Here is a 21,446-nt window from a genome sequence, read left to right on the forward strand (position 1 = left end):
AAACCCCAGGTTACTCGTTAACCTGGGGTTTTTATTTTTGTCTTAACGCGGATTTGCCCTTCACCAGACTCTGGCCATCCCTTCGCTTGCCGGGCGAACGAGCGTAAAACCAAATTTTGCATAAAGCTCAGGAACATCCGCCATTAAGCAAACGTACGCTCCTTTACAGGCGTGGTTATCCAGCCAGGCAACAAGCGTTTCCATAATGATTCTGCCCAGCCCTTTCCCCTGATGAAGCGGATCAACCGCGACGTCGACAATATCAAAATTCAACGCACCATCCCCCACGATGCGCCCCATACCGACCGGTTTTCCCTGAAACACTATATGCATGCCATAGCAGCTGCCGGGCAGCGCTTTTTGTGCCGCTTCCAGCGGGCGAGGGCTAAGACCCGAGATCTCGCGCAGCCGGCAAAACGCTTCTGCAGTGGGGACGGTTTCAACCACGGTATAGTTATCAGGCATAAGAGGAGCTCCAGTCGGTGTTCAGTAAAGGGTTTCAGTCTGGCAGTAAAATTGACGAAAGACGATTTTACGGACCGATCCCGTTCACACTTTTAACTTCCCGCTATTCCCCTGTAAAAAACAGGCGTTATCATTCACCCCGTAAATACCTTTTTATCTCTTACCGAGGCTTTGATGCTGGAGAATGTTTTCATCAGATAATCAGCTTCCCGCCCTTTTCAGGACGGACTGGTTATCGCTGCGCTTAAACCTTACGCACGCACCTGCGGGTGTGGGCTCGTTTTTACGCATGATGATTACACAGGTTTTCCAGTATGAATTTATCCCGTCAGGAACAACGTACCTTACACGTTCTCGCCAAAGGTGGACGTATTGTGCACGTCCGCGACAGTTCTGGCCGCGTCACGTCCGTTGAGTGCTACACCCGCGAAGGGCTGGTGCTGAGCGACTGTACGCTCAGCGTCTTTAAAAAACTCCGCACCAAAAAGCTGATCCGTTCCGTGAACGGGCAGCCTTACCGAATCAACACCACCGGGCTGAACAACGTTCGCGCCCAGCTGGATAATCGCTAAGCGGAATAAACAACGCCACCCTCGGGTGGCGTTCATGCATTGAACGGGATATCGTGGCGGAATGTAGGCCGGGTAAGCGCAGCGCCACCCGGCAAGAAACGCGGCGTTATGAGCGAATAAAAGCCAGAATGTCCGCGTTGATGGTATCCGCATGAGTGGTATGCATCCCGTGCGGGAAGCCCGGATAAATTTTCAGCACGCTGTTCGCCAGCAGCTTGTCCTGCAGCAGGGCAGCATTTTTATAAGGCACGACCTGATCGTCATCGCCCTGCAACACCAGAACGGGAACCGTGATGGTTTTTAAATCTTCCGTCTGGTCGGTCTCTGAAAACGCCTTAATCCCCTCGTAGTGGGCCTTGGCGCTTCCGATCATCCCCTGACGCCACCAGTTCTGGATCGTGCCCTGTGAAACGTCCGCGCCATCGCGATTAAAGCCGTAGAAAGGACCGCTGGCAACGTCGAGGTAAAACTGGGCGCGGTTAGCCGCCAGCGCTTTGCGGAAGCCGTCGAAAACCTCAATGGGCGTGCCGCCGGGGTTAGTTTCGGTTTTTACCATCAGAGGGGGAACGGCGCTGACGAGCACCGCTTTGGCGACGCGCCCCTGCGGTTGGCCATACCGCGCAACATAGCGGGCGACCTGGCCGCCGCCGGTGGAGTGACCGACGTGCACGGCATTACGCAGATCCAGGCTTTCAACCACGGCTGACGCATCGGCCGCATAATGATCCATATCGTGGCCTTCACTCACCTGGTCCGAACGCCCATGACCACGGCGATCGATAGCGATAACGCGATAGCCTTCTGCAAGGAAGAAGAGCATCTGGTTATCCCAGTCATCGGCACTCAACGGCCAGCCGTGGTGGAAGACAATAGGCTGGGCCTCTTTTGGGCCCCAGTCTTTGTAGTAAATATTGACGCCGTCTTTCGTGGTTACGAATGCCATACCGCAGACTCCTCTGTTAAGAACAACACGCCCCCTAAAGTGTAGGAGAAATCACAAAAGCGGTTGGTTTAATTCCGGTGATGGATATTCATTTTGCGTCTGGGCTCTGGCGCGATGCGCCAGAGCCTTCAGGACAGGATTAACAGCAGGGGCGTTTAACGGTTTTCTTCAATATAGCGGGCCAGGTGCGCCGGGGTTTTCAGCACCGTCGCCACGTCAGTTGGCGGGATCATGCAGCCATAAACGTCCTGCACTTCCAGCACCATATCGACTGCCAGGATGGAGTCGAGAATGTCGGATTCAATCAGTTCATCGTGAAAGCCCACCTTACGGGATAACACTTTTTCGAACAGGGCGAGAATTTCTTGTTCCATAATTTTTCCTGGAGTCATTAATTTGTGCGGGCGTAAGCGTCCAGCAGCTTGCGGTCAATTTTGCCGTTAGGATTCAGCGGCAAAGCGTCTTTTACGATAATTTGTGAAGGCACCATATAGTGGGGAACCACCTTTGACAGCGAGGTTTTGATGGTATCCGGCGCCAACTCCGTCACGCAGAATGCGGCAATGCGCAGCACGCTGCCGCAGGATTTCATCAGCGGCAGAACCACCGCTTCGTTGATGCCGGACATCGCCAGCAGGCGGTTTTCAATCTCATTGATTTCAATACGGTAGCCATTCAGTTTGACCTGGCTATCGTTGCGGCCCTGGCAATAGATAAGCCCCGCTTCATAGCCCAGATCGCCTGTCCGGTAGCCGCGAAATGCTTCATTTTCCCGACGGAGTAATTTTTCTGCATTCTCCTGCGGCAGGCCGAGGTAGCCGCGCATGACGTTTTTACCCCAGATAATCAGCTCGCCCTCAGCGGAAATTTCCATTCTGCTCTCAGGCATCATGACCCCCACCGGCAGCACGGCGCTGTCGCTGTTCAGGATCTCATCCGTGATTTCAACGACAGTTGTTGCGATGGTCGCTTCCGTCGGGCCATAGGAGTTGATGATTTTGGCCTGCGGGAAACGGCGGCGGAGCTGTTTAACCAGCGCCTTATTTAACACTTCACCAATGAAGATAAAGACGTTGAGCGCAGGCAAATACTCGCTGTTGAACTGCGGGGAAAGCAGCTGCTGGTATGCAAAAGAGGGGGTGGAAACCCAGGCGGAGACCGCGTTGCTTTTCAGTCGCTCCAGCCAGTTCTCTTTCTGAATATCGTCTTTGGCGTTCAGCACAATGTGTCCGCCCATCGCCAGATTCGCCAGCAAAGGGATCAGGGAGAGGTCAAAACTGAACACCGCGTGGTTCATCAGCACCGGTTTTTCCGGCAGCGAAAAGTCCTGGCTGACCCATTTCATGAAGTGCCATACGCTTTCACGCCCAATCTGCACCCCTTTAGGCTTGCCGGTGCTGCCTGAGGTAAACATGATATAGGCCAGATCCTTCTCCTCCAGCACCTTGCCCGGTTCACCCGTGGCGATGAACTGCCGGGTCGCAACGTCGTAATAGTAAGGGGCATTGGCCAGATGGCAGATCTCCCGCAGGCGCTCCTGTGGGTAGATGCAGTCCACCGGGATGTACGGAATGTTGTGCAGCAGACAGCTATAAATCGCCACGGCGAACTCGGCCTGCTGGTGTCCGTACAAGACGACCGGCGTACCGGCAACAGGCTGGCAACGCTGATAGCGCTGTGCCCAGTCCGTCACGGCAGCAGAAAGCTGTAACCAGCTTAAGGCTTCGTCGCTGCCGCTGATGGCCAGTTGCTGCGGGGAGGCGGGATCGCATAATGCCGCACGTAAGAAATCCTGCAGTTCCTGAAGATCGGAGTGATTTTTCATAGAGGTGACATTCCACTAAAGATGTAAAGGGATCCCGCGGCGCTTCCCAGCGTCAGAATTCTCCCTAAAAACGCAACGGCCGGATACTGCAAACCGCGGTGCAATGCCGGGCTGCGCTTGGCTGACCACAGCAGCATGTTATGAGTAACGGAAATCGCGCCAAACAGCGCGCCGCTGATGACGTAATGGCGTTCCAGGCCATTCCATGCCCCCATGCAGAACAGGGTGCAAAAAATACCGATATTTTGCGCCAGCGTTTTGTTCTGACGGAAAAAGTTGAACTTCATCAGGTTCATATAGACGGGCATAAAGACCACATCGCGCAGCCATTCAGACAAACTGATGTGGAAGCGGCGCCAGAAGTCCTGCGGGTTCTTTGCCAGAAGGGGCATATTGAAGTTTGCCGGAATGTTCAACCCAAACAGGCGGCCCGCACCGATGGCCATATTGCTGTAGCCCGCAAAATCAAAGTAGAGGTAGGCGCTGTAGGCAATCGACATCACCACGCCCACGGTCAGCGTAAACGGCTTATGGCTCCAGGGCTGCACGACAAGTGAATCAACCAGCATGGCAAACAGGAACTTCTGGATAATGCCGGTAACGATTTGCTCTAACGCGACCAAAAACTGTTCACGGTTAAGGGCAAACACGGGCTTGCTGACGTCACTCATCCATGTCCGCCAGCGGTACATCGGGCCTGCCAGGATGATAAAGGGCATAAACAGATAGCAGAAATAGTGCAGGAAATTCTGGCCTTCTTTTTTACTGCGATAGAGCAGCACGTCCACTGCGCGGAACGTCATAAAAGAGAGGCCGATCATGCCGAGATGATGATTAACGTGTAATTTCACTAAAAATAAAGGAAGCAGCGTTAATACAATAGCTTGCCAGGTTTTTAACCATCCTTTTTCTTTTAACGCTGCGACAAGGTAAAAACTGATAAAAACGACCGCGGGAACACGGTAATCACCCTGAAAAATATAGCCCCAGCCTAATGCAGCCAGGACAGATAAGGCCGATAAATAAGTCAGGCGATGACGTAATACGCGATTGACCAGCGCAAACACCAGAGCGGATGAAAACAAATAGACAAAAAACATTCCTGAGCTATACATCATTCGGCCTCAGAACTTTTGATATTCAAAATGCAGCTGCATACTCATGCTGTCATCGACAGAGGTCCACGCGACGATAGTGATCGCCAGCAGGAGATAAAGGAAAAAAAGACGGATCGCGATTTTCATTATTTAAAGCTCTGTGCAATAAAGCGAATCATAGGAACCCAGGCCAGTTCGGAAGGGTGCAAACGATCCCAGTTCCAGCCATTCTGATAAGGCATGGCGTACATATCTAAATAAGGGATCTGGTTCTTTTCCAGAATGGTTTTAATTTGCTTATCAACCGGGCGGAAGGTATCGGTATTGTAAAGCGCCCAGGGGTTAACCGGGTCGACGATAGCAATTACCTGCACGTGACGTTCCTTCAGCAGCTGGACGGTTTTACTGAACGCGGCGATTTGCGCAGGCACGACCGGCGTGTCATCCCACTGTTGCGGCTTACCGTCCTCTTCGTAAATCGTTTTGTCCATCCACAGCGTGGCTGCGCTCTGCTGGCGTTTTTTATTTAACTCGCGCGCGTTCGCCAGCTCTTTATCCCAGTCAGGGGTAATGTGGGCGGTGGGCTGCTGCGGCCACGGTTGTACCGTCTGGGGCGTGACGTTGAGCAGCGCCAGCCAGTCGTTTTTTATCATTGTGCAGACGTTCGCAAACTGGAAGCTCAGCTCGTCCCACATCAGATCGGGGTGCCAGCCAAAGACGCGCATTTGGCCAAAGGTTAAATGGCTTATCTCTTTACTATTAATATGCTTTAAATAATTAACCAGCAGCGGGCGCGCCTGCGGGTCCTTCATCAGCGGATTAAAAATAGAACCGGGGAAATTATCGGCATAGATAGCCGGTGGCAGCCCTTTTGAGTAAAAGCTGTCAGGTGCCAGAAGTAAAACAACTTTACTGTTTGCGTTAAGGCTATTTTTAAAACGCGAGAACAGTAAAAACTGCGTTTCGTCATCGACAAACGCATCGCCATACGCCACAACGGGTGTGTGCAATTGCTTATTAAAGTAATTATATACAGCGTAATGTTCATCTTCTGAGGTGGCAACCTCAGACGCGCCAATGAAGAAAATCGCATTACCTTGTAAGGCATGGGAAATAGTCGCAATTTTTTCCGCTTGTTCTTTCGGCGTGCCCTCCATTGATTTAATCAGCGGCTGGAAGGTGAGGGGCGGATCGAAGCTCGTCACCAGCGGGTGAACACACAGGAACAAAATGGCCAGGGTCGCCATCAGGATATGTAAGCAAAGCGTATTTTTGATTTTCATCATCAACCAGTAACACTGCATGGCAGTAATTTCTAAAATCTGTCGGTACTCAGATTTATAACAATTACACAACAAATGGCCGTCTATTTTTGTGGCATTCTATACCAGAGCGATTTAAAAGGATGAGCGTTGCTGTGTAACGGTATGTACAAGGGAGCAGAGACCGATGCGCGGTAAGCGCCTGGGTGATTTTTGCGCAGTCAAACGCCGGTGGCTAAAAATAGAAAAATTCCTGCTTTACAAGGCGCTAATAGATGTTTATAGTGCGCCTCACTTTGGAAGCGTGGCCGAGCGGTTGAAGGCACCGGTCTTGAAAACCGGCGACCCGAAAGGGTTCTAGAGTTCGAATCTCTACGCTTCCGCCAAATTCGAAACCCAGATCGTTATGCGATCTGGGTTTTTTGTTTTGAGCCGGTTTCTGCTTGCGTGCTGAAGAGGCGCTGGAACGGTGCTCTGGCATCCGTCACGCGGGTGCGCCGCTGATCAAAAGACGTACACAGAACCCTGTTCTATTTTTAGCACAACGTTTTGTTTTATATTTTTTAACGTCCAGCCCTATGCTATTCCTGTTTTTAATGGCCATATGATTTTTCATATAATAAGACGCTGTCTCCATTACACGAGGCACAAAAGAGAACAGGTTCTTAATAATCTTTCATGTTTCATTTCATTTTCTGCAAGTAGTTTGGCCTGACGCGCAAAACTGATTAAATCATGGTGTGGATCACTGCCGACAGAGCATAACTAAAATATAATGGCGGTATCGTTCTGAAGCAGGGTTTATTCGCTTCAAAAAATTACTGTTACCCACCATGAATGGAAGACATGATGAGAGGAAAAATCCCCAAGAGCGAGCTGCTGGTGACGTTCGAAGTTGTGGCGCGTCACGAAAGCTATACCCGCGCGGCAGAAGAGCTGGCGTTAACGCAGAGTGCAGTGTTCAGACAGGTGACGGCCCTGGAGGAGTTTTTACACACCTCATTATTCAATCATGCCAAAAAGCGGATTTTTCTGAATGCAGCAGGCAAGCATTATTTGAATATCGTCAAAGAGACGCTTAATAAGCTGGAACGCGATACAAATATGATAATGTCCTGGCAGCCTGCCGTTCAGGTTGTGGAGCTGGCGGTAAATCCCACCTTCAGTACGCATTGGCTGATCCCTAATTTATGGGAGTTTAATAAATTAAATCCTGATATTATTGTTAACATTCACTCGCTGGCCAATATCGGCGATTTTTTAAATCGTGAATACGATGCGGCTATTATGCGCGCCGATTTTTGTCCCCCGTGGTCGGAAGTCGATTATTTATTTGAAGAGGAGATCCTGCCGGTATGCAGCCGAAGCTTGCTCCCCAGCGCGGAGCAGAAGCTGGGGGTTGAGGAGCTGCTCAGTGAGTTTCCGCTGTTACACCAAAGCACTCGCATCAATGGCTGGCAGGAGTGGTTTGCGCTGTCCGGTATCACCAGTCCGGACGTGAACCTTGGCCCGCGCTTTGACCTCCTCTCGATGCTGATTGCCGCAGTACGATCGAATCTTGGGGTCGCGCTGCTTCCCCGCTTCGCCATCCAGCATGACCTGGACTGCGGCGAGATGGTGATCCCCTGTGATGTTCCTATCCGCACCGGCAACCGCTTCATCATGACGTGGCGGGAGGAAAAGGCTCAGTCCCTGCCGTTACAAACCTTCCGCGAGTGGCTATTACAAAAATCAGTGGTATCGCCGGCCGCGTAATAACACCGGATGGCGGCAGTGCGGCGCGCCATCCGGTACCGACACGCTTACCAGTCAATGCCCTCCTGCGCCTGAATACCGCTGTCAAATGCGTGTTTTACCGGGCGCATTTCGCTGACCGTGTCGGCAAGCGCCAGTAACTGCGAGTGACAGCCGCGTCCGGTGACGATCACGGTCTGCTGCGCCGGACGGTTCTCAACTGCCGCGATCACCTCCTGAGTATCCAGATAGTGATAAGCCAGCATATAGGTGAGCTCATCGAGAACCACCAGGTCGTAGCTCGGGTCAGCCAGCATGCGCTTGCTCTCCTGCCACACCGCCGCTGCGGCCTGAATATCCGTCTCCCGGTTTTGTGTCTCCCAGGTAAAGCCGGTGCCCATAATGTGGAACTCGACGCCGAGCGGATGCAGGGTGTTGTATTCACCATTATCCCACTGGCCTTTAATAAACTGCGCGACGCCAACGGTTTTACCGTGGCCGACGGCACGCGTCGCCGTACCGAAGGCGGCGGTGGACTTGCCTTTTCCGTTGCCGGTGAAGACGATCAGAATGCCTTTCTTCTCTGTTGCCGCCGCCACGCGGATATCAACCTGCTCTTTGCGCTTTTGCTGTCGTTGGCGGTGTTTTTCTGCGTTAGCTCGCGCTTCCATAGTGGCTCCTTAATGTCCCGCAGGGCAGGATGCACAGCGATGCTGCTGCTCAAACTGGCTGAAGAAATTATTCCCTTTGTCGTCAACCAGCACAAAGGCGGGCAGATTCTCGACCTCCATCATCCATACCGCCTCCATGCCCAGTTCGGGATACTCAAGGCAGCGCAGGCTTTTCACATACTGCTGCGCCAGCAGCGCCGCCGCACCGCCGATGCTGCCGAGGTTGAAGCCGCCGTGCTTATGGCAGGCATCGGTAACCTGCTGGCTGCGGTTGCCCTTGGAAAGCATGATCAGGCTTCCGCCCGCGGCCTGGAAAGCATCGACGTAGCCGTCCATCCGCCCGCCGGTGGTCGGACCGAGGGAGCCGCAGGCCTGATTCTCCGGTGTTTTCGCCGGACCGGCGTAATAGACGATATGGTTTTTCATGTACTCCGGCATCGGCTCGCCGTTATCCAGCCGGGCTTTGATTTTTGCGTGAACAATATCGCGTGCGACCACGATAGGGCCGCTTAACGACAGCCGGGTGCCGATCGGCAGGGCAGACATATCGCGCAGGATCTCGCGCAGCGGGCGGTTCAGGTTGATCTGTACGGTTCGGGCGTCGTGTTCCTCACGGCTGGCGTCGGGGATATATTTCCCTGGGTTATGTTCCAGCTTCTCCAGCCAGATACCGTGCTTGTTGATTTTCGCTTTGATATTTCGGTCGGCGGAGCAGGAGAGCGCCATGGCGACAGGGCAGGAGCCGCCGTGACGCGGCAGGCGGATGACGCGAATATCGTGCGCGAAATACTTGCCGCCAAACTGGGCACCGATGCCGAATTCGCGGCTGGCGTTGAGCAGCGTGGATTCCAGCGCCGTATCGCGGAACGCCTGGCCCAGCTCGTTCCCGCTGGTGGGCAGGTTGTCATAATATTTTGTTGAGGCCAGCTTCGCCACCTTCAGCGCCTGGTCGGCAGAGAGGCCGCCGACCACAAAGGCAATGTGATACGGTGGACAGGCCGCGGTACCGAGCGACTTCATCTTCTCGATCAGGAACGCGGTGAGCTTCTCCGGCTGCAGAATCGATTTCGTTTCCTGGAACAGCGCGGCTTTGTTAGCCGATCCGCCGCCTTTATTGACAAACAGGAAGCGATATTCGCTCCCCGGCGTCGCGCTGATGTCTATCTGCGCCGGCAGGTTGGTTTGGGTATTAACCTCGGTATACATGTCCAGCGGTGCGTTTTGCGAGTAGCGCAGGTTACACTCGCTAAAGGTGGTATAAATCCCTTTGCTCAGCGTTTCGGCATCATCACCGCCGGTCCAGACGTGCTGGCCTTTGCTCGCCACAACGGTGGCCGTGCCGGTATCCTGACAGTTTGGCAGGACGCCTTTTGCCGACACTTCGGCGTTGCGCAGCAGCTGCAGGGCGACATACTTATCGTTACTGCTGGCCTGCGGGTCGTGCAGAATGCTGGCTATCTGCGTTAAATGTCCGGCGCGCAGGAAGAATGAGGCTTCATAAAAGGCCTGCTGGGCCAACAGGGTCAATGCCTCAGGCGCCACCTTAATGACCTCTTCGCCCTCTAACTCCGTCACCGTAACGTGCTGTGTGCTGAGGAGTTCATATTCCGTCGTATCGTTACTCTGAACAAACAGTTCCTGCCAGACAAATGGTTTAGACATAGTACTTCTCACTTTGTGGTTGTTTTTGCCGGGCGCTGGCGCAGCTGCCGCGCCCGGCTGACAAAATCACAGTCAATGGGCTAAAAAGAGGCTGGCCTGCGTCGCCCCGGCAACATACGCAATCGTCTGCTGGGCGCGGACGCTATTCCCGGCGGCATCCAGCGGTGGCGAGTAGACCGCGATGGCGTATTGACCGGGCACGATGGCAACCATGCCGCCGCCGACGCCGCTCTTCGCCGGGATCCCAACGGTGTACAGCCATTTGCCGCTGCCGTCGTACAGCCCGGCAATCGCCATTTCCGCCAGAACCTGCGGCACGTAGCGTTCATTCAGCAGTTGCTTACCGTTGAAAGGCGATTTGCCCTTGTTCGCCAGCACCGCGCCCATTTTGGCGAGCTGCTCAACGGTGATGTCTACGGAACACTGGCGGGTGTAGATTTCGACGGCTTCACGGGTATCGCCATAAAAGCTGTTGTAGGAGGCCATCAGCATCGCCAGCGCCTGGTTATGCTGATTGGTCTCCATTTCCGATTTGAACACCGGCTCGTTGACGGTCAGCGAGGCATCGGCCCACGCGTTCAGGTTATTGAGGATCGTGTTCCAGCGGTCGGTCTTATCTTTCGCCTCAATCAGGCTAACCGTGCTCATCGCCCCCGCATTCACCAGCGGGTTTTCCGGCGCACCTTTCGTCAGCTCAATGGCTAAACCGGAGTTGAAGGGCAGACCGGTCGCACTGGCGCCGAGTTTATCCAGCACCTCCTGCGGACCGCGCTGCTCCATCGCCAACGCCAGGGTGAAAACCTTGCTCAGCGACTCCATTGGAAACGCTTTTTTCACGTCGCCAACCTGGTAAATCTTGCCGTCGACCGTGGCGAGGGTGATGGCGAAATTGTCGGGGCTATAGGTCGCCAGGGCAGGGATGTAGTCGGCGACCTTCCCCTCATGATTACCTTTGAATTTTTGGTGAGCCTGTTCAAGCAGCTGCGTATAGTCCGGCGCGGTTTGCGCCAGCGTGGCAGCGCTAAACATCAGGCTGACGGATAAGAGGCTGACGCCGAAAATGTTTATCTTCATGGGGCTTTCCTGTACATCGGAAGACGAAAGGCCAACCACGGTTGGCCTTTGTAATCAATACATGGCGATTTCAGTTTCTGAAGCAGAGCTTTCTTTGGCCGGAACCTTGCCGCGGCAGCCGGCGCCGAAGTGCTCGCCTTCCCAGCGACCGACGATAGCGGCACCCATTGCGTTACTCATCACGTTGGTGGCGGAACGGCCCATGTCGAGGAACGGATCGACGCCCATCAGCAGAATCAGACCCGCTTCCGGAATGTTGAACTGGTTGAGCGTGGCGGCAATAACCACCATCGATGCGCGCGGCACGCCCGCCATACCTTTAGAGGTCAGCATCAGGATCAGCAGCATGGTGATCTGCTCGCCAATGCTCAGTTCGATGTTGCACGCCTGGGCGATAAACACGGTCGCAAACGAGCAGTAGGCCATTGAGCCGACCAGGTTAAAGGAGTAGCCGATGGGCAGGACAAAGCTGGCAATCCTGGAGGAGACGCCGAATTTTTCCAGTTTGTTCAGCGTGCCCGGGAAAGCCGCTTCTGAACTTGAGGTCGTAAAGGCCAGCAGCGCAGGTTCGAGAATCGCTTTAGTCAGACGACTGATGCACGGACCGACAATCATCGTGGACAGGCCAATCAGAATCGCCCACAGCAGGCCGAGCGTCATGTAGAACTCACCCATGAAAATACCGGCGCTGACCATCACGCCCAGACCGCGTTCGGCAATCAGTCCGGAGATCGCGGCAAATACGGTCAGCGGGGCAAACAGCATGACGTAACCCGTCAGCTTCAGCATCACATGCACCAGAGAGTCGAGCACCTTAATGATGGGGTCGGCTTTCTCACCAATGGCTGCCAGGCTGCAGCCGAGGAAAATCGAGAACACCACGATTTGCAGAATCTCGTTGCGGGCCATCGCATCAACGATGCTGGTCGGTACCGCGTGAGAGATAAACACTTTCAGCGTGAACGGCTCGGACTGAACGGCCGCAACGGCCCCGGCGTCATGGGGAACAAAGTTAATGCCTGCGCCAGGCTGGAAGATGTTGACGATAACCAGCCCCAGGGCGATGGACAGCAGCGAGGCGCAAATAAAGAGGAAAAAGGTTTTGGAGAATATACGGCCAAGCGTTTTAGCATCACCCATTTTGGCTATGCCGACCACCAGGGTGGAAATGACCAGCGGGGCGATAATCATTTTCACCATGCGTAAGAATATGGTAGTGAAAATAGAGATATCCTGTGCGTACGTTTTTGCTGTATCTGCTGATGCCATATTATTAATGACCACCCCGGCAATCATGCCGAGTATCAAACCTAATATGATCATTTTCGTTAAGCTTATTTTTTTCATGTTTACTCCATCGGATAAAGGTTGGTTAATGTGTAGGGTCGCGTGCGCCTGAGCCCTGATGAACCGCTCAGACGCACGTTTGTTGTGACCAACCGCATGAATTATCTGGAATACAGTGATACAGCAAATATCTATATCCCAATGGACGTTGTTGTATTTGTAGTGTTACAGATCAAACTCGATACTTAATAACGGTGCATGCTGCTGGGCACCATAGACATCATTGTCACCGACGTTGCCGGAGATAATATCGCGAGGCATGACGATTTTGACCGCATTGGCCGGATCGAACCAGATAATGCGATGAATAAAGTCAGGCTTAACGTTATATAAACGGGCAATAAGCTGCGGCGTTAATTGCTCCGAGGCTTTTACCCGCTGATAGTCTTCACGCGTTTTAAATAAAATATCCAGAACCAGCTCATACGGTCCGGCGTTTTTAGAACGAATGACCTGCGCCAGTGAGCAAATACCCTGTTTCATAACTGAACTCCTTCTGGCGTGACCTGCTCGAGGTGGAAATCAAAACGCAGCGCGTCGCTCGCTTCGATCAGGTGGTAGATTGAGAACTCATACACCGGGCCGCTCTGAATGTCGGAAGGGGAGAACGGGAACGCGAGGTTGCCCGCTGTTGCGATCCGGTTTTCATAGCCGTAGTGCAGCAGGGTAGAGCGCACCAGCGAACAGACGCTGTTGGCGATATCCTGGGTGGGGGCCACTACGTCCAGCAAAATACCCAGTTCGTGCCCGGCGGACTGCATCGGCTCATGGTTGCCCATCACGCCATTCTTTCCGTACAGGTGGAACGTCATGCGGATGCTGTCGTCATTCAGCGAGAGGTTGCGCTTCACGCTGACCTGCACTTCTTCGAGGATATTATCGATCCCGGCAATCATGATCGGGTCGCGCGTACCGGCAATGGTCAGACAGCGGAAGCCGACCCGGCGGGCGCCTTCCAGCTTCAGCGCGTACGGCGTTTCTTCGTGGCGGGAACCGCTGACGTACACTTCGCCCTCGTTGACCGCTTTGAAGCTGCACCCTTTCAGGTTCAGAACGCCGCCCGGCCCCGGCAGGAAGTACGGATCAGATTTCTCGTACAGGGTGTGCGCCGCCGCCGACGTTTCGGTGAATTTACGCTTCGGATTAAACGTTTTCAGCGTAAAGCCGTTATCGTCAATGATGCCCATCGCGCAGTCGGAGCCGGACCCCGGCGTAGCGGCAATCGCCGCGCACTCGAGGATCTTACCGCAGTGCAGCGCCAGACCTTCATCGAAGCCCTGCATGATGGGCAGCGCGGCAAAGCAGGCCGGATCGTACGCCCGTCCGCCCAGCACCACCTGCGCCCCGGCCGCCAGCGCCCGCTGGAAAGGCTCGATACCCATCTGCGCCACGATATAGGTGCTCTCTTCGATAGCCTCGTGGGTCAGTTCCGGGACGAAATCCAGGGCGGTGATTTTCCCGTCATCCAGCGCCTGATGCACGGTGGCTTTATCGACATCCGACGGGATCAGCGCCATGGAGAATGAGAGTTTCTCTTCCTGAGCAATCTCAAGGATTATCTGGCGGCACCACTCCAGATGAGGCGCGGCACCGGACCCACCGGCGGTACCGATCACCACCGGAATGTTGTGCTTAACGCCAGCCACGATCATATAGCGTAGATCGCGTTTTACCCCCGCCCGGTCGGTGAAAGGCTTACCTGCCCCCAGGTAGTGGGGGCCAGGGTCGGAAGAGCCTGCGTCGACCGCAATAAGATCCGGCGACGCTTCCATGGCCTTCCGAAAGCTCTCTTCCGGGAAGCCATAGCCCAGGATAGCCGTTGGCGATAAGATCTTAAATGTACGTGCCATCTTTTAATCCTTAGTCTGCAACAGTGCGATGGTGCGGTTCATTTCGTTAAACACGATGTTAAGACCTTCATCGAAGCCCATGCCCGGTTTGATCAGCATGCGCATCGGGCGAGCGGCGAGGGCCACGTGCACGCAGGTGCGGGCGCTGATTTCCGTTTCGTTACAGGTACCGCCCTGATAGGCTTCCATGCCGTGCTTGTTGCAATACAGCACCGCATCAACGATGTTGTGAATACCGCCCAGGTCCGGGGTTTTAATCTGCACCATGTGGCAACTGCCCGCATCGGTGAAGTCCACAATGTCCTGATAGGTGTTACACCACTCATCGGCAACGATTTTCACGCCGGAACCCAGACGCATCAGCTCGTGGGTGATGGCGGTCAGCAGGCGGATCTGATCCGGCTTGTTACCCGCATCCACCGGCCCTTCAATGTACAGCGGCAGGCCCTGGGCTTCTTTTTCGAGGCTGGCGATATAGGCGGCGCAACGTACCGGATCCATATCGAAAATCAGACCGATGGTGCCGTACACGTCAATGTGCAGCGTCGGGCGATAGCGCGGGCTGGTGCGCAGGCTCAGGATGCGGTCGGATAACCAGCGCACATACTCCCGCAGTTTTTCCCCTTTCAGGCCCAGCTTCTCTTCCACGTTGTTGATAAGCGCATGTGGCAGTACGTCAACGCCTTTGAGGATCATCTTGTCGACGGCGATATAGCGGTCGTCGCCGCTCTGACCAAATAACGGAATGGCCTCCGGAACGCACGGCAGCTGCCATTCATCACACACGACTTCCGTTTTCAGGCGGCCGGTCGCCAGTGCCGCCGCGTCGAGCAGCGCCTGCGACAGACCATAGCGTACGGCGGTATGCAGCAGATGGCCGTCTATACGCAGTTCGTCAAAGAAACGGGCATTCGTCAGGAACCGGTCAACGTCACGGCCTTCCAGCAGCGGCTTGATGTGATCGTTGAGGAACGGAATGAAGTGTTCAGCCAGGAACAGCGGATCACGACCGCCTGCCCCTGAATATTGCACCGCTGCACAATCGCCCACCGCCACCGCGCCGTTTTCCAGAATCAGCTGTACGGATACGCATTCACCCGCCTGACGAACGGACGTAAATCCAGGCGTTACCGGATTGCCGGTATAGATAAACCCGTCATGACCGGCGCCGTTTTTGATGGCCTGCTGATCGTCGAAATAGAACGAGGAGTAGCCTGCGGTGAAAAGGGCCTGCTTAATTTTCATTATGGTCTTCCTATTAATTTACTGTGGGATACCGCGTTGATGTCATCAACAACCATCTGGAATGAGGGCTTACGGCCTTCAAAACGCGCGCGCTCGGCGACGTAATCGTGATGCAGGGCGAGGATATCTTTCGGCAGCGGAACCGCACCGGCTTCCAGCACGCGAATGGCACCGGCGTTATCACGCACCGGCAGAATTTTGCCTGCGTTGCAGGAGGCAGGGGCGAACGGTACGTCCAGCACGCCCGCTTCAAACGCCAGCACCGTCCCGCGTGCGACATCGCCGTTGCCCAGTTCGAAGACTTTCTTCAGCACGGCGCGGACTTCGCTCTTAATGAGCTCGACTTCCTGCTCGACGGCGGCGCACGGCGGGAATTTCTGATCGCTGACCATGTTGAGCATCTGACGCGAGGCTTTCAGCCCCTGGGCGTTTGCGGCAGCGGTCGGAATACCGAACGCCTCGTGCGGGCTCTTGGTGATCACTTTGGTCGCCCCGGACATACCGGCAACCGCTGCGCCCCAGGAGATAATGGCAAACGCTTTCGACTCATCTTCCGGGAAGCCGCCCATCCACTGGTGGAAGACGGTACTCAGCTCGTAATCGTCAAAGCCGTGGTTATGGAAATATTCGTGGGACAGCTCGCGCAGAGCCTGAATCGCGGCGATATCCTGCGTCAGGCTACCAACCTGGCCGTAGCCGACGGTAATTGACTTCACGCCCTGTTCCAGCGCCAGCAGACCTTCGATAATCGCCACCGAGTGGGATACAAACGGCGGGATCAGGGTGCCGGTCAGCGGGCCAAACGGTTCACGGTTAATGCGAATGCCGTTCTCCTCGTACAGGCCCATCAGGCGGTCGCAGTACTGCCAGTCGCGGATAGATTTTTCCAGAGTGACGCGCTTGGCGTACGGAATGTTGTAGGAGATACCGCCGCCTTCATAGCTGGTAAAGCCGCTGGCCATCGCGATCTCCGCCAGCAGGCGCGCATCCGGCGTGCCGTGACGTACCTGAATCGGTTTCTCCAGCGCTTCAGTCATGCGGCGGCAGGCGGCGACGCCGTGGTTGACGACCGGTAAGCCGTTAAGTTTGGAGGTGCCCGCTTCGATGGATTTTTGGATCCCTACCGCCGCCTCTTCATAGCGATTCAGACGGGTGTAGGCATCGATGGTGCTGGGCAGCAAATCGCAATCTTCCTGCAGCGTTTTGAGCAGGGCGATATGTTCATCCATCAGCGCTACGCCTGCGCGCGGCTGGCTCAGGGTTTTACCTTCCTGGTCCGCCTTCAGTAGGGCGTGAGAAAAGCGTTTTTGCTCAGGAATGGTTTGCTGGTACTTCACGCCATCTTCGAAGTTCTCAACGTCCTTGCCGGTTTGCCAGGTCTGCAAGACCTGTTGCCGCTCAGTCATGAATTCGTCATGGGTTAGCTTTTTATTTCGAAGTTCCATTCGTTGCTGCCTTAGGTTTTATAGGGTTAAACATTGAATACTGGTGCGAGCCGCCGCCTGCGGGTCCAGCCTGGCGACGTTCGCCAGCAGAGGAAGCAGACCTTTTGCATCGCGGTAATAGTCAAACTGCCCGGGTAAAAGAACGCGTCTGCTGCTGTCGTCCAGCTCGCGGTACTTCAGCCAGCGGTGAATATCGAACTGGCTGGCGCGGGAGAGCCATCCCCCGGAACCCACCACTTTGCGCACGGTGGTCAGATCGCGCCCCATCTGTAAATCGACGTTGCCTACGCAGGTACAGACCTGTTTTTTGGTGCCGGCATGGCGCTCGCTGGCGTACCCCACGCACAGCCCGGCCAGCAGCGTGTCGAAATGCTTTTCTTCTTCGGTAGCAGGGAGGTAGTCCGGATGCGCGACCAGATGGCGCAGATAGCCATAGAACGCTTCCCTGCGCTGAGGCTGGTGGGCGAACACCGCGTTCACCAGTTCCTGCGTACTCTCGCCAACCACCACCGCCGAGACGCGCATGCCGAGGTCGCCCTCTACGGTGCGTTTCACAAACGGCTCAGGCACGCCGTGCAGGACGGTATCCGGGGAGAGCATGTTAGCGCTGGCGGAATAGACGTCGGTGGTGGCTCCGCCCATGTCGATCAGCATGAATTCTTTCCACGCGCTGTCGACATCACTGATCGCTTTCACCAGCTCGTAGACGGTCCACGGCGTAGGCATCGGCTCTTCGCCGGTTTCCCCGACGATAACGTCCAGCCCTTTCCCCTTCACGATGCGGGAGAGAAAGACATCGCAGATAGCCTTGCGGGCGGCATACGGATTCGGGTGATCGAGGTCAGGCAAAACGTTGTCGACCACGATCAGATCTTTGTGGCCAAGAATGGCCTGCACGTCGTCCTGAATATCGCGATTTCCGGCGTAAATAATGGCGCAGTCCAGCGTTGACGCTGCCAGCGCGCGGGCATTGGCCAGTCCGTAGCTCTCTTCGCCGCCGTCCGTACCGCCCGTGAACAGCAGAATGTCCGGCGGGGAGTCCTCCAGCGCCTGGATATCGTGACGGTTCAGTTTGTACGAGTAATACTGGGCGATTTTGGCACCCGCTGAATGGGCGGTGACTTTGGCTGATTCCAGTGTTATTGACGGCACCAGACCCATTGCGGCAACGGCGAGCCCGCCTTTTGCCGACGACGAGTATTTCAGCGTAACGTCCCCGCTGTTCAGCAACGGTCGCGCATCGGCAACGTTTAGCACCTGGTTCAGGCTGGTAAAGAAACCCTCCGCCAGATGGTGGGTCGTCGTCGGGGTCAGAACGTGGTTGACCAACGTTAACGCATCACCCTCCGGCGTGAAGAGCGCGGCTTTGGTCCACGTCGAGCCAATGTCGACTGAGACGATTTGCATCAGAAGCCCTCTTCAAGACAGAGCTCTTCAACGCGCTGACGCTGCTGTATATCGTTCGCCATCAGCTGACAGACGTCTTCCAGGTCGTGGCTCGGAGCGAACACGCGGTTGAAACCCATCTCTTTGAATTTGGCTTCGACATCGGCGAAATCGTGCTTACCCACGACCAGGTTACCGCCAACAAAAAGCAGAATGTCGCCGATACCGCGTTCGATGCAGCGCTCGCGCAGCCCCAGGCAGTCGATGTCGCCATGGCCGTAGATGGATGAAACGACAATAGCATCAGCACCCGTTTCGATGGCCGCATCAATATATTCATCCTGGCTCACCATCACACCAAGATTGATGACGTGAAAATCATGGGAAGTAAAAACACGATCCAGAACTTTATTGCCTACCGCATGGCAGTCAGCACCAATGACGCCAATAACAAGTGTTGATTTCTTCATGGGTAATCCTCTGTAGGGCTGATAGTGAAAATAAAATGGGTATTAAAAACGGTTAATGTACATTGGGTCTGTTAATGGTGTTGGAGTGTGTTTTGAAGACGAAAGGGATGCAATTGATCTATTTTCAAAAAATCCTTCCAAAAATGATGATGGTAATGATGTTGCATTGAAAAGTGTTTTGTATCAATTGCTTGTACGTACTTTATTTTAGGGTTGATATTTATCTGTAAACGTCGCTGACAAAACCATCGTAATATTTGTGATCGCGCGCCTGTTTTATTGCTGAAGGCGATTTATATGTTTTTTTAAGCATGATGACCAAAGCAATAATGTCGTAATGGCAGAGGGAAGGCGGTATTCACTGTTTTATTGATATTGGTCATAAACGCCATTCGTAAAATTAAGAAAGAGTGATAAATACATCAAATTTTTGACGTATGGAGGGGATGTATAATTCAGCACTAATTTTAATTACCCGCTTTCTTGCGTCTTTAAATATTTAATCTGAGGATATAACGATGAGTAAAGGGAAGGTTTGGCTTGTAGGGGCAGGGCCTGGCGATGCGTCTTTGATTACGGTAAAAGGTTTGCACTGTATCCGCCATGCGGAGGTGATTGTTCACGATCGCCTGGTAAACCCTGAACTTCTGGCTCAGGCTCCGGCAGGCTGTCTGATTATTGATGTCGGTAAAACCCCAAGCCATCATCCGGTGCCTCAGGAACAAATCAATGCCCTGCTGGTCAAGCATGCCGGGGAAGGGCGCCAGGTGGTGCGCCTGAAAGGCGGGGACCCCTACGTTTTTGGTCGCGGGGGCGAAGAGGCCGAGCAGCTGGCGAAAGACGGCCTGACGTTCGAAATTGTGCCGGGGATCAGTTCCGCGATTGGCGGACTGGCCTATGCCGGGATCCCGGTCACGCACCGTCATTACGCCTCCAGCTTTCATATTGTGACCGGTCATATGTGCCAGGGGAACGACCCGCAAAACTGGCATGCCCTGGCGCAAATCAACGGAACGCTGATCGTTCTGATGGGAATGACGCGGCTGACGGAAATCTGCCAGCAGCTCATCGAGGGAGGCATGTCCGCTGAAACGCCGGTAGCGGTGGTGATGTATGCCAGCCAGTCTCGTCAGCAGATCGCCAAAGGCACGCTGACCGATATTCACCTCGAGGTTGAACGTCAAAAACTGCATGCTCCGGCGCTTATCGTCATCGGTGAGGTGGTCAGCCTGCAGGAGATACTGGCGTTTACCGCATCACATATCGCGCTGAATCAGGTTGTTGTCTGATGTTATCCTGACATTTTCGAAATGGACGAGTGAAACGAATGAGTGAGCATGGTGGTAACGTTCTGGAAACGGGGCTGCAGTTGGGGATCGATCCCGAGCTGCTGGTGGACTTTAGCGCGAACATCAATCCGTTAGGGCTGCCCGATCGCGTCAGGTCGCTCATTGTGTCCCATCTGGATATCATCATGCAGTACCCGGACGTTGAATACCGCCATCTTCATCAGGCGCTGGCCAGCGCCAGCCAGTGTGACTATGACCAGACGATTGCCGGGAATGGCGAAACGGAGCTGATCTATGGCCTGGTGCGAACGCTTGCCCCTCGCCGGGCGATGCTGCTGGTACCGGGCTTCGCCGAATATCGCCGGGCATTACAGCAGCAGGGTTGCGAGATAATTGACTATGCGCTGAGTGAGCAGGACGGGTTCCAGGTGGATGTTTCCATACTGGACGCCGTTCGTGCGCACAGGCCCGATTGCCTGTTCATCGCGACGCCAAACAACCCTACCGGACTCATGCCTGATGCCGGTCTTCTCGACCGGCTGGCCTCGCTGTGCGAATCGCTGCAGATTGCGCTGATTGTGGATGAGGCGTTCATCGATTTTCTGCCGCAGGGCTCCACGCTGGCGCCGCGGCTGGCGGAGTCACGCTATCTTTACCTGCTGCGATCCCTGACCAAGTTTTTTGCTATTCCCGGGCTGCGCCTTGGGTATCTGCTGAGCGGCAATACGCAAACCATTCGCCAGCTGAAACGCACCCGTGAGCCCTGGTCCGTGAATGCCTTCTCGGCGCTTGTGGGGCAACATTTGCTGTCGGATGAGGACTATATTGCTCGCAGCCACGCCTTTATCGCCCGGGAGCGGGATTTCCTGTGGCAGGCGATGGCGCGCTTTTCATCGCTGGCGGTCTGGAATCCGCAGGCCAACTTTATTTTCTTCCGCTGTCTGCGTCCGGGTTTCGACCTGAAGGCGGCGCTGCTCGGCCATCACATCCTTATCCGCCACTGCGAAAACTATCCAGGGCTCGATCGCGACTACTACCGGATTGCCGTGCGTACCGAGGCGGAGAACCGCCGGTTTATTGACGCGCTGACTCACGTTTTACAAGGCTAG

The 21,446-nt window shown here is 54.6% G+C and carries 20 protein-coding genes and 1 tRNA gene; 5 read left to right on the forward strand and 16 right to left on the reverse strand.

Annotated features, from left to right (window positions below; genetic code table 11):
- Nucleotides 1–60: 60 nt before the first annotated feature.
- Nucleotides 61–465 (reverse strand): GNAT family N-acetyltransferase, encoded by a 405-nt coding sequence (locus tag GXP72_RS07890; protein ID WP_024907748.1) that lies wholly within the window; start codon nt 463–465, stop codon nt 61–63.
- A gap of 314 nt (nt 466–779) precedes the next feature.
- Here GXP72_RS07890 and GXP72_RS07895 point away from each other — a divergent pair, with 314 nt between their 5' ends.
- Nucleotides 780–1,037, forward strand: coding sequence for a YjhX family toxin (locus GXP72_RS07895; protein WP_021240841.1), 258 nt, complete (start codon nt 780–782; stop codon nt 1,035–1,037).
- 106 nt (nt 1,038–1,143) lie between these two features.
- Here GXP72_RS07895 and GXP72_RS07900 read toward each other — a convergent pair whose 3' ends face one another.
- The 5 genes from GXP72_RS07900 to GXP72_RS07920 form a co-directional block, all read right to left on the reverse strand.
- Nucleotides 1,144–1,980: an alpha/beta hydrolase gene (locus tag GXP72_RS07900; protein ID WP_024907746.1), complete on the reverse strand. Its 837-nt coding sequence runs from the start codon at nt 1,978–1,980 to the stop codon at nt 1,144–1,146.
- A 155-nt stretch (nt 1,981–2,135) separates the two neighbouring features.
- Nucleotides 2,136–2,354, reverse strand: a complete 219-nt coding sequence (locus GXP72_RS07905) for an acyl carrier protein (protein WP_061715615.1) — start codon at nt 2,352–2,354, stop codon at nt 2,136–2,138.
- A gap of 17 nt (nt 2,355–2,371) precedes the next feature.
- Nucleotides 2,372–3,805, reverse strand: coding sequence for an AMP-binding protein (locus GXP72_RS07910; protein WP_208763709.1), 1,434 nt, complete (start codon nt 3,803–3,805; stop codon nt 2,372–2,374).
- On the reverse strand, nt 3,802–4,920 hold the full coding sequence (locus GXP72_RS07915; RefSeq protein ID WP_208763905.1) for an MBOAT family O-acyltransferase: 1,119 nt from the start codon (nt 4,918–4,920) through the stop codon (nt 3,802–3,804). The genes GXP72_RS07910 and GXP72_RS07915 overlap by 4 nt, the downstream gene beginning before the upstream one ends.
- Nucleotides 4,921–5,048: 128 nt before the next feature.
- Nucleotides 5,049–6,185 carry a D-alanyl-lipoteichoic acid biosynthesis protein DltD gene (locus tag GXP72_RS07920; RefSeq protein ID WP_061715613.1) on the reverse strand — a complete coding sequence of 379 codons (1,137 nt, stop codon included), beginning with the start codon at nt 6,183–6,185 and terminating at the stop codon, nt 5,049–5,051.
- Nucleotides 6,186–6,462: 277 nt separating this feature from the next.
- On the opposite strand from GXP72_RS07920, the gene GXP72_RS07925 reads away from it, so the two are divergent.
- Nucleotides 6,463–6,550 (forward strand) — tRNA-Ser (locus GXP72_RS07925).
- 463 nt (nt 6,551–7,013) lie between these two features.
- The gene (locus tag GXP72_RS07930; protein ID WP_048989940.1) at nt 7,014–7,919 is read left to right on the forward strand and encodes a LysR substrate-binding domain-containing protein; all 906 of its coding nucleotides are present in this window, start codon (nt 7,014–7,016) and stop codon (nt 7,917–7,919) included.
- A gap of 47 nt (nt 7,920–7,966) precedes the next feature.
- On the opposite strand, the gene cobO is transcribed toward GXP72_RS07930, so the two are convergent.
- From cobO to glmS, 10 genes are all read right to left on the reverse strand, one after another.
- The gene (gene cobO, locus GXP72_RS07935) at nt 7,967–8,569 is read right to left on the reverse strand and encodes a cob(I)yrinic acid a,c-diamide adenosyltransferase (RefSeq protein ID WP_090417476.1); all 603 of its coding nucleotides are present in this window, start codon (nt 8,567–8,569) and stop codon (nt 7,967–7,969) included.
- A 9-nt stretch (nt 8,570–8,578) separates the two neighbouring features.
- Complete coding sequence (locus GXP72_RS07940) at nt 8,579–10,231, reverse strand: class I fumarate hydratase (protein WP_090417475.1); 1,653 nt, start codon at nt 10,229–10,231, stop codon at nt 8,579–8,581.
- Nucleotides 10,232–10,303: 72 nt separating this feature from the next.
- Nucleotides 10,304–11,305 (reverse strand): glutaminase A, encoded by a 1,002-nt coding sequence (gene glsA / locus GXP72_RS07945; protein ID WP_061715612.1) that lies wholly within the window; start codon nt 11,303–11,305, stop codon nt 10,304–10,306.
- Nucleotides 11,306–11,359: 54 nt separating this feature from the next.
- Complete coding sequence (locus GXP72_RS07950) at nt 11,360–12,652, reverse strand: dicarboxylate/amino acid:cation symporter (RefSeq protein ID WP_090417473.1); 1,293 nt, start codon at nt 12,650–12,652, stop codon at nt 11,360–11,362.
- A gap of 165 nt (nt 12,653–12,817) precedes the next feature.
- Entirely contained in the window at nt 12,818–13,135 is a 318-nt protein-coding gene (locus GXP72_RS07955; RefSeq protein ID WP_024907737.1) for a DUF4387 domain-containing protein, read from the reverse strand.
- Nucleotides 13,132–14,502, reverse strand: a complete 1,371-nt coding sequence (locus GXP72_RS07960; protein WP_048989929.1) for an acyclic terpene utilization AtuA family protein — start codon at nt 14,500–14,502, stop codon at nt 13,132–13,134. The genes GXP72_RS07955 and GXP72_RS07960 overlap by 4 nt, the downstream gene beginning before the upstream one ends.
- 3 nt (nt 14,503–14,505) lie before the next feature.
- A complete protein-coding gene (locus GXP72_RS07965) occupies nt 14,506–15,747 on the reverse strand; it encodes a methylaspartate ammonia-lyase (protein WP_024907735.1) in 1,242 nt (413 codons plus the stop codon).
- Nucleotides 15,747–17,192, reverse strand: a complete 1,446-nt coding sequence (locus GXP72_RS07970; protein WP_024907734.1) for a methylaspartate mutase subunit E — start codon at nt 17,190–17,192, stop codon at nt 15,747–15,749. Before GXP72_RS07970 ends, GXP72_RS07965 begins: the two co-directional genes overlap by 1 nt.
- Nucleotides 17,193–17,210: 18 nt before the next feature.
- Nucleotides 17,211–18,599 carry a methylaspartate mutase accessory protein GlmL gene (gene glmL / locus GXP72_RS07975; protein WP_208763710.1) on the reverse strand — a complete coding sequence of 463 codons (1,389 nt, stop codon included), beginning with the start codon at nt 18,597–18,599 and terminating at the stop codon, nt 17,211–17,213.
- Nucleotides 18,599–19,048, reverse strand: coding sequence for a methylaspartate mutase subunit S (glmS, locus tag GXP72_RS07980; protein WP_024907732.1), 450 nt, complete (start codon nt 19,046–19,048; stop codon nt 18,599–18,601). Before glmS ends, glmL begins: the two co-directional genes overlap by 1 nt.
- Before the next feature lie 518 nt (nt 19,049–19,566).
- On the opposite strand from glmS, the gene cobA reads away from it, so the two are divergent.
- Nucleotides 19,567–20,337: a uroporphyrinogen-III C-methyltransferase gene (cobA, locus tag GXP72_RS07985; RefSeq protein ID WP_024907731.1), complete on the forward strand. Its 771-nt coding sequence runs from the start codon at nt 19,567–19,569 to the stop codon at nt 20,335–20,337.
- A 38-nt stretch (nt 20,338–20,375) separates the two neighbouring features.
- Complete coding sequence (cobD, locus tag GXP72_RS07990) at nt 20,376–21,446, forward strand: threonine-phosphate decarboxylase CobD (protein WP_208763711.1); 1,071 nt, start codon at nt 20,376–20,378, stop codon at nt 21,444–21,446.

The sequence above is a fragment of the Enterobacter sp. SES19 genome, from assembly GCF_011765665.1.
GTDB classification, from domain to species: domain Bacteria; phylum Pseudomonadota; class Gammaproteobacteria; order Enterobacterales; family Enterobacteriaceae; genus Enterobacter; species Enterobacter pseudoroggenkampii.